Source organism: Streptomyces sp. NPDC049837, from assembly GCF_040674455.1.
Lineage (GTDB): Bacteria > Actinomycetota > Actinomycetes > Streptomycetales > Streptomycetaceae > Streptomyces.
In genome coordinates, this window is the sequence record NZ_JBFAMP010000012.1 from 161,991 (window position 1) to 174,622 (window position 12,632).

Below are 12,632 nucleotides of genomic sequence, written 5' to 3' on the forward strand. Positions count from 1 at the left end.
CCCAGAGTGCCCGCCCGGGGCGGCGACCGGAACCCCGCCTACCCGATCGGCGGGTCCTCGTCGTGCAGGATCCGCTGGAACAGGTGGTGATCGCGCCAGGCGCCGTCGATGTGCAGGTAGCGCGGGGCGGTGCCGATCCGCTCGAACCCGCTCTTGGCGAGGACGCGCTGGGAGGCGGTGTTGTGCAGGACGGTACCGGCCTCGACGCGGTGCAGGCCCAGCTCCTCGCGCGCGGCCCGGCACACGTGCCCGACGAGCCGGGTGGCCAGCCCGCGTCCGGTGTACCGGGCGTCGACCCAGTACCCGAGGTGGGCGCTGCGGAAGGGGCCGAGGGCGATCCCGGAGAGGGTGGCGAGCCCGACGATCCGCTCGCCGCCGGCTTCCTCCGTGCCGGTCTCTTCCCTGTCGACGAGCGCCCAGGACCGGCTGTCCGGGGCGGACAGGCGGGCGGCCTGCTCCTCGGCGGTGTAGTACGTCTCGGGGCGGCGCGGCTCGAACGGCTGTATGTGGTCCCGGTTGCCGAGGAGCGCCCGGGCGAGGGCGGCCGCGTCGGTGGGGTCGGCGGGGCGGATGGAGATGGTCATCCCCGTACCGTAGAACGCCCCGCCACCGCCCTACGCGTCGGCGTACTTGGCGTCCGCGCCCGGGTCCAGCGCGAGCCGGTAGCCGCGCTTGACGACCGTCTGGATCAGTTTGGGCGCGCCCAGGGCCGAGCGGAGGCGGGCCATCGCGGTCTCCACGGCGTGCTCGTCGCGGCCGGAGCCCGGGAGGGCGCGCAGCAGGTCGGCGCGGGAGACGACCCAGCCGGGGCGGCGGGCCAGCGAGTGGAGCAGGGACATGCCGGCGGGCGGCACCGGGCGCAGGTCGCCGTCGACCAGGACCGCGTGGCCCCGGATCTCGATGCGGCGCCCCGCGACCGGGAGGGTGCGCGCCCGCGCGGGCAGCTCCTGGCACAGCAGTTGGACCAGCGGGCCGAGCCGGAAGCGGGCCGGCTGGACGGTGTCGATGCCGTGCGCCTGGAGGGGCAGGGCGGTGACCGGCCCGACGCAGGCGGCCAGCACGTCGTGGCGCAGCGCGTCGAGCAGCTCGGGCAGCAGGCCCCGGTCCTGGGCGCGGGACAGGAGCGACGCGCCCGCCGGCGCGCTGGTGAAGGTCACCGCGTCCAGCGAGCGGGCGACGGTCGCGTCGATGAGCCGGTCCAGGGGTGCCAGCTCCTCGGGCGGCATCCACCGGTAGACCGGGACGACCACGACGTCGGCGCCCGCGTCGCGCAGCGCCTCCACGAACCCGGGGAGCGGCTCCCCGTGGAGCTGGAGCGCGATGCGGCGGCCGGCCACGTCCTGGCCGAGGAGCCGGTCCAGTACCTCGGCCATGGAGTCCGAGGCGGGCGACCACTCCTCGGTGAGCCCGGCCGCGCGTACCGCGCCCTTGACCTTGGGGCCACGGGCGAGGACCTGCGCGTCACGGAGCCGGTCCAGGAGCTCCTCCCCGTACCCCCAGCCGTCGGCCGCCTCCACCCAGCCCCGGAAGCCGATCGCGGTCGTGGCGACCACGATGTCCGGGGCGTGGCTGATCAGGGCCTTGGTGGCGTCGAGGAGCTCGGCGTCGTCGGCGAGCGGCACGATCCGCAGCGCCGGGGCGTGCTGGACGGCGGCGCCCCGGCGTTCCAGCAGCGCGCCCAGCTCGTCCGCGCGGCGGGCGGCGGTGACGCCGACGGTGAACCCGGCCAGCGGGCCGTGGGAACCATGCTCTTGCTGGTGCATGGCATCAGAGACTGGCAAGGATGCGTGACAGTCTCGGTTCGCGGAGATTTCTGCCCCGTTACGTACCATCCCGTCGCCTGCCACGCGCGTCACACCTCGGAGTAGCTGAGCTGCCGCTTGGCGGGGATCTCCACCGGGCGGCGAAGGTATACCGCCCAGGTGACGGTCAGGCACGCCCCGTAGAAGAGGAGGAAGGCGACGAAGGCGGCGGTGCCCGTGCCCGCGGTCTGGAAGGACTGCCGGAACGCCAGGTTGATGGCGAGGCCGCCGATCGCGCCGATCGCGCCGATCAGCCCGATCGCGGCGCCGGAGAGCCGCCGGCCGTAGGCCTCGGCCTCCTCGCCCGCCAGCCCGGAGGCGTACGCCTTGGCCTGGAAGATCGCGGGGATCATCTTGAACGTGGAGCCGTTGCCGAGCCCGCTCAGGATGAACAGCGAGATGAAGCCGACGAGGAAGACGGTCAGCGACTCGATCACGGAGGCGTAGATCACCACGCCCGTGGCGGCGGCCATGGCGACGAAGGTCCCCACCGTGATGCGGGCGCCGCCGTGCCGGTCGGCGAGGGAACCGCCGAGCGGCCGGATCAGGGAGCCGAGCAGCGGGCCGATGAAGGTGAGGGACGCGGCCTGGAGCGGCGTACGGCCGAACTGCGTCTGGAGGACCAGGCCGAAGGCGAAGCTGTAGCCGATGAACGAGCCGAAGGTGCCGATGTAGAGGAACGCCATGATCCAGGTGTGGGCGTCCTTGACGGCCTCCTTGACGGCCCCGGTGTCGTTCTTCACGGGCGCGAGGTTGTCCATGTACAGGGCGGCGCACACGGCGGCGATCACGATGAGCGGGATGTAGATCCCGAGCACCACGCGCGGCTGGGCCGCCCCCGCCGTACCGATGACGAGCAGCCCGATGAGCTGGACCACGGGGACGCCGATGTTGCCGCCGCCCGCGTTGAGGCCGAGGGCCCAGCCCTTCTTGTGGAGCGGGAAGAAGGCGTTGATGTTGGTCATCGACGAGGCGAAGTTACCGCCGCCGACGCCGGTGAGCGCGGCCACCAGCAGGAAGGTGGTGTACGACGTGCCCGGCTCCATCACGGCGTACGCGGCGCCCGTGGGCAGCAGGAGCAGCAGCGCGCTGAAGATCGTCCAGTTGCGGCCGCCGAAGCGGGCGACGGCGAAGGTGTAGGGGACGCGGATCAGGGCCCCGACGAGCGTCGCCACCGCGATGAGGGAGAACTTGCCGGCCGGGTCGATGCCGTACTGCGGGCCCATGAACAGGACCATCACGGACCACAGCGACCAGATCGAGAACCCGATGTGCTCGGAGAAGACGGAGAAGAGCAGGTTGCGCTTGGCGATCCGCTCGCCCTTCTCCCGCCAGAAGGTCTCGTCCTCGGGTTCCCACTGCTCGATCCACCGGCCGCTCATCGCGTACCTCCACCTTGCTGTCAGACCCTGAATCCCGTCAGGACCGACGCTAGGGAGGATGCGTTTCAGCCCGGTCATATGACGTGACCGGGCTGAAACCTTGCTCTCACGGGCGGGGCGGGGCGGCGGTGAGGCTTACGACGCGCGGAAGGTCTCCCCGTACATCTGCCAGACCAGCGGCGTCTTCAGGGTGAGGTTGCCGTCGCGCAGGAAGGCGCGCTGCGTCGTATCGATGCGGCTGGTGTCCTGAGCGGACTTCGATTCCGTCATGACCTTGCGGCACTCGTCCAGGAAGGCGTTCAGGTACGCCTTCTCCTCGCCGCCCTCGGCCTTGGTCTTCTGGGCGGCCCGGACCCGCTCGCGGATCTCGTAGAAGCCGTTCTTGTCGATGCCGGGTCCGTGGAAGACCATCGCGTCGTAGTAGATGAACTGGCCGAGCGTCCCCAGGCCGTCCAGCTTGGCGAGGTCGACGGCCGGCTGGAAGTACATCGTGTCGCGGATCTTGTCCTGGGCCTCGCGGAAGGCGGGCTTCTCGCTCTCCGCCTGCCACGCCTCGACGAACCCGGCGCCCAGGCCCTCGTGCGAGTCCGTTCCGTCGACCGCGCGCAGCGCCGGCAGGTACTCGGCCAGGCCGTTGTCCGGGTGGTCCTTGGTGTACGACTCGACGAGGATCCGCATGTCCTTGGTACCGGAGCAGAAGCCGATCACGCCGCCGCAGTAGCCGTCACCGTCGTCGCCGTCGGCGATGTGGCCGTACAGCGTGCGCCAGTCCTTCGTGGAGTTCATGGCGGACCCGAGGATCTGGTGGGCCAGCTCCTTCTTGTCCGCGGCCGCGAGGCCGGGCGGCATCTTGGCGAGCAGGTCCTCGGCCGACTCCAGCTCCTCCTCCGCCCGCTTGGCCGCGCCCTGGCTCTCCGACTGGCCGGACGCCTGTGCGGCCTCCGGCTTCGGGGTCGGCGTGAGGGTGAAGATCGTGAGGACGAGGAGCGGGGCGACGGCGAGCAGCAGCCACCTGGCACGCAGGATCATGCGACGGAACCCTTCTTGCTGCGCGACGCCTTGCCCGCGCCCGACGGCCACAGCCTCGGCCGCCGCTTGGCGGCCACGTCCTCCAGCCAGCCGAACATCAGAATGCAGTAGGCGATCAGCGACCAACTGAAGATCAGGGTCGGCCATGGGCTGTTCATCAGCCACGGCAGGTCGCGCCACATCACTTCCAGGGACCACAGCCGGTTCCACATCGTCACGGCGATCGCGATGCAGACGTTGTGCCAGAGGTAGACGGTGACCGCGCGCGAGTTGAGCAGCGTGATGGCACCGTCGAAGCGCTCCAGCAGGCGTGGCCACTCGGACCACGAGGGGCTGAAGTGCAGCAGCAGCAGGACGAAGCCGAAGCCCCAGAAGGCCGAGGCGAACGGCATGTTCCCGAGCTGGTTCTCGGCGCTCAGCCCGTGGTCCACGGCCCACCAGATGCCGAAGCCCATGATGAACGGCGCGATGGACGGGATCACGTAGTTGGGGAGGCGCTTCAGCACGCCCTCCTGGTGCGCCATGCCGAGGACCCAGCAGGCGCCGAACTCGCCGATGCCGTACAGGATCGGCGCGATCGACTCGGCGGCCTGGAGGTAGCCGAAGTTGAGCGCCGCCATCAGCACGAGCGGCGCGGCGATCGTCAGCCACGGCTGCTTGCGCAGGGCCGCCAGGAAGAGCGGCGAGAGCAGGACGAACCAGAGGTAGGCGCGGATGTACCACAGGGGGCCGGCGAAGGGCTCGGCCCAGGTGCCGGGCAGGATGCCGGGGACACCGGCCAGCTCGGCGGCGTTGGGCGGGTCGCTGAGCGGCAGGATCCAGAACAGCAGCTCCAGCCACCAGGTGAGGGTGTCCTCGCCCTCGGCGGGGCCCCAGCCCTGGACGAGCATGCCGGTCACGCCGATGGCACCGGCGGCCCACAGCGGGGGCAGCAGGCGCCGGACGCGGCTCTTGATGACCTGGCCGGGCGGGCGCTTGAGGGAGCGCGCCATCAGGTTGCCCGCGAGGGCGAACATGACGCCCATCGACGGGAAGACCAGCGGGAGCCACATCCAGCCGGTCAAGTGGTACAGGACGACCCGGAAGAGGGCGAGCGCCCGCAGCAGGTCGAAGTACCGGTCACGGCCGGGCGCCTTCGGCGCGGCTTCGGGGACGGGGACGGGCCCGGCGGCCGGCTCGGCCTCCGGCACGGGAGGAGCGGTCCCGGGCGCGGTGAGGGTCGCGGAGGCCGCCGGGTGAGCAGCCTCGTACGTCTCGTACGTCTGGTACGCCTCGTACGCCGGCTGCTGGGGCGCCGGGTAGGCCTGGCCGTGGGGGTGCGCGTACGGCTGGGCGAAGGGGTCCGGCTCCGTGCCGAAGGGCGCGAAGTAGTCCGGTTCCGGGGCGGTCGGCGGGTACGGCTGCGGGGCGTCGTCCGCCGTGGACCGCTCGTACGGCCAGGCGTCGTAACGGTCGTCATGGCCGCCACGGTCGTCGTAGGACCCGCCCGTGTAGTTGTCCGTCATCCGACCGGTCTCCGATCGTCACTGTGGGCGGCGCGCTGCGTGGGTATGGAGCCCGGCGCCTCCACGACTCCGGTGCGGCGCAGCTTCTGCCAGCGCAGGCGGCCGCCGGTGAGAGCGGTGATCCAGGACTGGAGCAGCACGACGTACATGAGCTGCCGGTAGAGGATCTGCTGGAGCGGCAGGGAGATGAGGTGGGTCATCTTCTCCTTGTCGAGCCGGAAGGCGTACGCCGCGCACACCGCCTGCACCAGCAGGACGCCCAGCCACGCCAGGATCGTCTTCTGCGTGGGGCCGAAGATCAGGCCGTACAGCAGGAAGACGTCGATCAGCGGCGCGAGCAGCGGTGTGATCACCATGAAGAGCGAGACCAGCGGCAGCCCGACGCGGCCGAAACGGCCGGAGGGGCCCCGGTCGAAGACGGCACCGCGGTGCTTCCAGATGGCCTGCATGGTGCCGTAGCTCCAGCGGTAGCGCTGGGACCACAGTTGCTGGACGGACTCGGGGGCCTCGGTCCAGGCGCGGGCGTTCTCCGCGTACACGACGTGCCAGCCGTCGCGGTGGATGGCCATGGTGATGTCGGTGTCCTCGGCGAGGGTGTCCTCGCTCATGCCGCCGACCCGGTCCAGCGCGGTACGGCGGAACGCGCCGACGGCTCCGGGGATGGTCGGCATGCAGCGCAGTACGTCGTACATGCGGCGGTCGAGGTTGAAGCCCATCACGTACTCGATGTGCTGCCAGGCGCCGATGAGGGTGTCGCGGTTGCCGACCTTGGCGTTGCCGGCCACCGCGCCGACGCGCGGGTCGCCGAAGGGCTGCACCAGATGACGGACCGTGGACGGCTCGAAGACCGTGTCGCCGTCCATCATCACGATGATGTCGTGGCTGGCGTGCGCGATGCCGTTGTTGAGGGCGGCGGGCTTGCCGGAGTTGACCTGCCGGACGACACGGACGTTGGGCAGCCACATCCGCTCGACGATGTCGGCGGTGCCGTCGGACGAGCCGTCGTCGATGACGATGACCTCGATCGGGTGGTCGCTCGCCATCAGCGACCGGACCGTGTTCTCGATGCACTCCTTCTCGTTGTACGCCGGGACCAGCACCGTGACGGGTTCGGTGACGGGCGCGCCCCAGCGGAAGCCGCGCCGGCGCACCTTGCGGGCGTGCGCGAAGGCCAGGACGAGCATCAGGCCGAAGCGCCCGATGACGAGGACACCGACGATGGCGAGGCCGCCCACCAGGACGACGGTGATGTTCTCGGAGATGCCCACGGCGTAGACGAACGCCTTGCCCTTCCACAGCTCCATGCCGCTCACCTCGGTGTGGGCACTGGGCGCCCCGAGGGCCTCGGTGAGCGTGGTGAAGTCGTACCCCTTGGCCTTCTGCTGCGGCAGGAAACGGCCGAGGGCTGCGACCGTCTGCTCCCGGTTGCCGCCGGAGTCGTGCATCAGCACGATCGCGCCCTTGCCGGGCTTCGGCGTGGCGTTCTTGATGATCTTGTCGACGCCCTGGCGCCGCCAGTCGTGGCTGTCGGTGTCGTTGAACGCCGCGATGTAGCCGCGGCTGCCGGCGTACTTGATCAGGTCCCAGTTCTTGTTGTCCAGGTGCCAGACGAAGTTCGAGTACGGCGCGCGGAAGAGGGAGGAGCGGACACCGGTGGCCCCCGCGAGCGCCATCTGGTTCTGGGAGAGCTCCCAGTCGATGCGCTCCTTGGACTGGAGGGAGAGATCGGGGTGGTTGAAGGTGTGCAGGCCCACCTCGTGGCCTTCCTCGACCATCCGCTCGACCAGGTCGGGATGGCGCGCGGTCATGGCGCCGGTGACGAAGAAGACCGCGCGGGCGTCATGCTTCTTCAACTGGTCGAGGACCTTGGGCGTCCACACCGGGTCCGGGCCGTCGTCGAAGGTCAGAACGATCTTGTCGTTCGGGACGTTCAGGCTGACCGGCTTGTCCGGGTCCCTCGCGTCGATGACCGGTCCGCCCTTGTGCATGGCGGAGGGCACCTGGTCGCGGGCCTCGAGGAGCCGGATCCGGTGATCGGGCCGGATCTCGTTGTGTACGTAGCCGCGCAGCATCAGCATCGCGAACAGCGCGACCAGGAAGAGCGACGGCAGCAGATAGCGCATGGGCAGCCTGCGCCGGACGGCACGCGCCTTCTTCGCGCGCCGTCTGCCTGACGTTGTCATTTACGGTGTGCCTTCCGCGGCCATCTGCTGGCCGCCGCTCTCTTCGACCGGCGGATCGGTCGGGTCTTCCGTCGGGGTCGTCGGGTCGTCCGTGGGACCGCCCTGCTCCGGCGTGGGGACCGGCGGCTGTGGGGTGGGGTCGCCCTTGGCGGGCCCGGGGGGCGGAGTCCTGTTCGCGCCCTTGTCCTCGGCCTCGTCCACGGAGCGGTCCGGACCGGTGCTGGGCGGGGTGGCGGGGTCGGCCGGGGTGCGCGGGTCCGCCGGGTCGGCCGGGGTGTCGTCCGCGGAGGCGGCGCCACTGGGCTGCGGGACGACCTCGCCGGTGGAGTGGGTGGGCGCCGGGGCGCTCGGAGCGCCGGGGGCGTCGGTGGCGCCGGGGCTGGTGGAGCTGGCGGGGACGACCGTGGTGGTGTCGGTCTTCTTCTCGCCGGCGGGCCCCGGTATGAGGAGCCAGGGAGCGCTGGAATTGCCGCCCGCTATGGCGACGACGAGCGTGATCGCGTACACCGCGCACGCGGTCGCGAGCACCCAGCCGATGCGGCGGAACTTCTTGCTGCGGCGGCCGCTCTCGTCGACGAACACCGGCCCGTCGGAGGGCTCCTGGCCCATCGGGACGGGCGCGGAGGCCTGTGCCTGCGCGGCAGCCGGTGCGGAGACCGTCACGGCCGGGAGCTCGGCGGTCTGGAACTCCAGGCCAAGACTGTCGGCGCGGTACGCGATGGTCTCGTCCTCGTGGGCGAGGCCGCCGGGCTGGTGGGCGTGGGCCCCGGCCGGGTATGCCTGGCCGTCCGCCGCGTACCCGGCGCCATCGGCGAGGTATCCGTGGCCGTCGGCCGCGTAGCCGGAGCCGGCGGGCTGGTAGGGCTGGCCGTCGGCCGCGTACCCGGGGTTGTCGGAATGGTGGGCGTGACCGTCGTCCGGGTAGCCGTGAGCGCCGGCCTGGTGGCCGTGACGCTCGGCCGGGATTCCGGCACCGTCGGCTCGATGCCCGAACGCGTTGAACTCGCCGAGGCTGTCGAGCTGGACGGTGCTGTCGAGTGGCTCATTCTGGTGCCCGTTCCAGGCACCTTCTCGCCAATTGTCCACTTTTGTACGCACATCCCCCACTGAATGGACCAAGGGTGCGCACACGGACTACCTGGGTACTCGCCACCGGACCGGGCCCCCACCCTGCCGGGGCGCCCCCACCACACTGCACCCGGACCATGAATGTAGCGCACGCTTATGACAAGAGTGCTTATGGTTCATTCATTTGGACACATGTGCAACAAATCACCCTCTGGCAGCCATGCTCCGGGCGGCATCTCCAGCCATCCTTCCGACTCGGCCATCTCGGCCGCCGCCGCGCGCAGCGCGTCGAGCCCCGGATGCTTCAGCCCCTTGCGCCACACCAGTGACACGGGCGACAGCGGTACGGGCCCGACGAGCGGCCGCATGACGCACCCGGGCATGGCCGGAAAGTCCACGGCGGCCAGAACTGGTGTACGCGTTTTGGCCATGACCCGGCGGAACTCCTCGAAGCCGATCGCCACCGGCGCCGGCGGCGCGACCTTGATGCCGCGCCCGGCGAAGAGCCGCTCGGCCAGGTCGGTCCACTCCCTGGTCGCGGGGTTGCCGGCGCCCGCGTACACGGACTCCCCGGCGAGCGCGTCCAGTTCCACCTCGGCCCGGCCGGCGAGGGGGTGCCCCTCCGGCAGCAGCACGGCCATCGGCTCGTACCGTACGGGCTGCGCCGACAGCCGGGCACGGACGGCGGGCGGCAACCCGGCGAACCGCCCGAAGGACACGTCGAGCCGCCCGGCGGCGATCTCGGTGGCCGCGCTCGTCAGTCCGCTCTGGTAGCGGGCCATCAGCTCGCACTGGGGCGCCAGTTCGCGGGCCCGCGCCAGCACCCGGCCGCTCGTCAGGCCATCGGTGTTGAGGTCCACCAGGAGCGGCCGCACCTCGTCGGCGAAGGCGGCGCCCAGCTCGTCGTACGCCGCCAGCACGGCGTGCGCGTACGGCAGCAGCCGCTCGCCCTCCATCGTGAGCGCCACCTGCCGGGTGGTGCGGGTGAACAGCTCGGCGCCCATCTCCCGCTCCAGGCGCCGGATGTCCCGGCTGAGCGCCTGCTGGGCGACGTACAGCCGGGCGGCGGCCCGGGTGAAGTGCAGTTCGTCGGCGACGGCCACGAAGGCGCGGAGGAGCCGTGGTTCGATGTCATGGGCCACCCGCCGGAATTTACAACACGGGCGCGTCAATGGGCTCCCACCAGGTGTTGGACCGGCGGTGGGCCGCGAGGCGAGGCTGAGCGCATGCCGCAAACGAAGAACGCTCCCCTGCTCGCCCTCACCCCCGAGTCCCCCATCCTCGCCCCGCGCTACGAAGCCCCGCGCCACGACGACCCGCGCTACGAAGCCCCGCGGCGGACGCCACTCCGGACGCCACGCCGGAAACCAAGACCCCTGGAGCGCTACGCCCGGCTCTTCGCGCTGCCCGGCACGCGCGCGTTCACCCTGGGCAACCTCATCGCCCGCCTGCCGATGGGGATGTTCAGCGTGAGCGCGGTCATCATGATCGCCGGGGCATACGGTTCCTACGCCCTCGCCGGTGCGGTCACCGCCACCGGGCTCGCCGCCACCGCCCTGGTGGCACCGTTCACGGCCCGGCTGGTCGACCGGTACGGGCAGGCCCGGGTCGCCGTGCCCGCCACCGTCGTCGCCGTACTCGGATCGCTCGCCCTGCTGTTGTGCGTGCACCACCACGCGCCCGCGTGGACGCTCTTCGCCGCCTACGCGGCCACCGCGACCACACCCAACACCGGCGGCATGTCCCGCGCCCGCTGGGCGCACCTGTACCGGGACGACCCCGCCGCCGTCCACACCGCGAACGCCTTCGAGCAGGCCGCCGACGAGCTGTGCTTCATGCTGGGCCCGGTGCTCGCCGCGTTCCTGTGCGCGGCCCTTTTCCCGGAGGCCGGCACGCTGACCGGCGCGGTGCTGCTGCTCACCGGGGTGCTGCTCTTCGCCGCGCAGCGCGCCACCGAGCCGCCCGTCACGCCCCGCGCCGGCGGGGCGCGCACCCCGCTCCGTACGCCCGGCATGCCCGCACTGCTGGCGGTGTTCCTGGCGACGGGCGCGGTGTTCGGGTCGATGGAGGTCGTCACGCTCGCCTTCGTGGACGGCCCGGCGGCCGGTGCCGTACTGGCGCTCCAGGCGGCGGGGTCGTGCGCGGCGGGCCTGGTGTACGGCTCGGTGCGGCCCGCGCGCCACGTGGGGCGCCGTCTGCTGGGGTGCCTCGCCGCGATGACCGCGCTGATGTCGCTGCCGCTGCTCGCGGCGGCCGGCACCGGCTCGCTGCTCGCGCTGGCGGGCGCGCTGCTGGCGGCGGGGATGGCGACCGCGCCGACCATGGTGACGGGTATGACGCTGGTCCAGCGTCTGACGCCCGCGGCGCAGCTCAACGAGGGCATGACCCTCGCCGTCACCGCCCTGCTCGGCGGTATAGCGGCCGGCTCGGCGACCGGCGGCTGGACGGTCGAGCACGCCGGGGCCTGGGCCGGGTACGCGGTGCCGGTCGCGGCGGCGGCCCTCGCCCTGGTCCTGGCAGTGGCGGGTACGACGAAGGCCCGGCCGTCGCGGTGACGGCCGGGCCTTCGCCCACATGGGATGACGGGTCCGGGGGGCAACCCCCGGAGGTACCGCTCGTGGAGATGGCGGGAATCGAACCCGCGTCCAACGGTGCAGAACCAGGGCTTCTCCGTGTGCAGTCCGCTGCGCTTTTCTCGGCCCCGGAGATCACGCGGACAAGTCTCCGACGGGCTCAGTCACTGTTTGATTTCCCTCTGCACCCCGTGACCGGGTTCAGAGGTTTAGTTCCCTAGCTGATGCCAGGATCCGGGTCGGGAACAGCCCCGGGCTGACACTTCGCAAGTCGCTACTTAGGCAGCGAGGGCGAAGGAATCGCGCTTGGAGTTGGCGATTATTGGTTGCGACATATGGTTTACGAGATCATTGCCGCTTCCTCGACACGCTTCCCCTGCTTCGACATCCGCTGTCGAAACCGATCATCCCCATGTTGATTTATCAATGCCCCCGGAGGGGCCGCGCCTCTGCCGTGAGAGGCAGGTGCCATCGTACGTGACCAACGTACGACGGTGCCAGCGTATTCCCGAGGCGTCCCCCGGGTGTCCCCTGAGGCGTCCCAGAACCGGGCACGCAGGTGTCGACGCCCGGCCGGGCCGGTGTGTTCCCGGCCCCGGACGTCACGCCCGCTGGCGGCGGCGGACCGCCGAGATGGCACGCTCGGCCTCGCGCCGGTCCTGCTTCTCGCGGAGCGTCTGACGCTTGTCGTACTCCTTCTTGCCCCTCGCGAGCGCGATCTCGACCTTGGCCCGGCCGTCCTTGAAGTACAGGGACAGGGGCACGATCGTGTGACCCGTCTCCTGGGACTTGGACTCCAGCTTGTCGATCTCGACCCGGTGCAGCAGCAGCTTCCGCTTCCGCCGTGCGCTGTGGTTGGTCCAGGTGCCCTGGCTGTACTCCGGTACGTGCACGTTGTGCAGCCATGCCTCATTGCCGTCGATCTGGACGAAACCGTCCACGAGAGAGGCCCGCCCCTGGCGCAGCGACTTCACCTCGGTGCCGGTCAGCACCAGACCGCACTCGTAGGTGTCCAGAATGTGGTAGTCGTGCCGCGCCTTCTTGTTCTGCGCGATCAGCTTGCGCCCTTTTTCCTTAGCCATAGTGCCGC

At 71.1% G+C, this 12,632-nt stretch carries 10 protein-coding genes and 1 other RNA gene; 1 reads left to right on the forward strand and 10 read right to left on the reverse strand.

All coding sequences use genetic code 11. From position 1 onward, the window contains the following. Positions 1-38: 38 nt before the first annotated feature. The 8 genes from AB0J57_RS28670 to AB0J57_RS28705 all read right to left on the reverse strand — a co-directional run bounded on the left by AB0J57_RS28670 (position 39) and on the right by AB0J57_RS28705 (position 10,111). Complete coding sequence (locus AB0J57_RS28670) at positions 39-584, reverse strand: GNAT family protein (protein WP_366131224.1); 546 nt, start codon at positions 582-584, stop codon at positions 39-41. Positions 585-614: 30 nt separating this feature from the next. Then, positions 615-1,763 carry a uroporphyrinogen-III synthase gene (locus tag AB0J57_RS28675; RefSeq protein WP_366131225.1) on the reverse strand — a complete coding sequence of 383 codons (1,149 nt, stop codon included), beginning with the start codon at positions 1,761-1,763 and terminating at the stop codon, positions 615-617. Positions 1,764-1,852: 89 nt separating this feature from the next. Further along, positions 1,853-3,184, reverse strand: coding sequence for a nitrate/nitrite transporter (locus tag AB0J57_RS28680; protein ID WP_366131226.1), 1,332 nt, complete (start codon positions 3,182-3,184; stop codon positions 1,853-1,855). 135 nt (positions 3,185-3,319) lie between these two features. After that, positions 3,320-4,210, reverse strand: coding sequence for a chitosanase (locus AB0J57_RS28685; RefSeq protein WP_366131283.1), 891 nt, complete (start codon positions 4,208-4,210; stop codon positions 3,320-3,322). Continuing rightward, a complete protein-coding gene (locus AB0J57_RS28690; protein ID WP_366131284.1) occupies positions 4,210-5,403 on the reverse strand; it encodes an acyltransferase in 1,194 nt (397 codons plus the stop codon). Before AB0J57_RS28690 ends, AB0J57_RS28685 begins: the two co-directional genes overlap by 1 nt. A gap of 311 nt (positions 5,404-5,714) precedes the next feature. Continuing rightward, positions 5,715-7,901, reverse strand: coding sequence for a bifunctional polysaccharide deacetylase/glycosyltransferase family 2 protein (locus AB0J57_RS28695; RefSeq protein WP_366131227.1), 2,187 nt, complete (start codon positions 7,899-7,901; stop codon positions 5,715-5,717). After that, entirely contained in the window at positions 7,902-8,987 is a 1,086-nt protein-coding gene (locus AB0J57_RS28700; RefSeq protein ID WP_366131228.1) for a hypothetical protein, read from the reverse strand. 158 nt (positions 8,988-9,145) lie between these two features. Continuing rightward, positions 9,146-10,111 carry a LysR family transcriptional regulator gene (locus AB0J57_RS28705; protein ID WP_366131229.1) on the reverse strand — a complete coding sequence of 322 codons (966 nt, stop codon included), beginning with the start codon at positions 10,109-10,111 and terminating at the stop codon, positions 9,146-9,148. An 84-nt stretch (positions 10,112-10,195) separates the two neighbouring features. On the opposite strand from AB0J57_RS28705, the gene AB0J57_RS28710 reads away from it, so the two are divergent. After that, positions 10,196-11,524 carry an MFS transporter gene (locus AB0J57_RS28710; RefSeq protein WP_366131230.1) on the forward strand — a complete coding sequence of 443 codons (1,329 nt, stop codon included), beginning with the start codon at positions 10,196-10,198 and terminating at the stop codon, positions 11,522-11,524. 60 nt (positions 11,525-11,584) lie between these two features. Here AB0J57_RS28710 and ssrA read toward each other — a convergent pair. After that, positions 11,585-11,954, reverse strand: a transfer-messenger RNA (tmRNA) gene (ssrA, locus tag AB0J57_RS28715). 190 nt (positions 11,955-12,144) lie between these two features. Continuing rightward, positions 12,145-12,624 (reverse strand): SsrA-binding protein SmpB, encoded by a 480-nt coding sequence (gene smpB, locus AB0J57_RS28720; protein ID WP_366131231.1) that lies wholly within the window; start codon positions 12,622-12,624, stop codon positions 12,145-12,147. Positions 12,625-12,632 lie beyond the last annotated feature (8 nt).

Coding starts and splice junctions, on each gene's coding strand:
- smpB (WP_366131231.1), bottom strand. CDS start 12,624: ATGGCTAAGGAAAAAGGGCGCAAGCTGATCGCGCAGAACAAGAAGGCG.
- AB0J57_RS28670 (WP_366131224.1), bottom strand. CDS start 584: ATGACCATCTCCATCCGCCCCGCCGACCCCACCGACGCGGCCGCCCTC.
- AB0J57_RS28675 (WP_366131225.1), bottom strand. CDS start 1,763: ATGCACCAGCAAGAGCATGGTTCCCACGGCCCGCTGGCCGGGTTCACC.
- AB0J57_RS28695 (WP_366131227.1), bottom strand. CDS start 7,901: ATGACAACGTCAGGCAGACGGCGCGCGAAGAAGGCGCGTGCCGTCCGG.
- AB0J57_RS28680 (WP_366131226.1), bottom strand. CDS start 3,184: ATGAGCGGCCGGTGGATCGAGCAGTGGGAACCCGAGGACGAGACCTTC.
- AB0J57_RS28710 (WP_366131230.1), top strand. CDS start 10,196: ATGCCGCAAACGAAGAACGCTCCCCTGCTCGCCCTCACCCCCGAGTCC.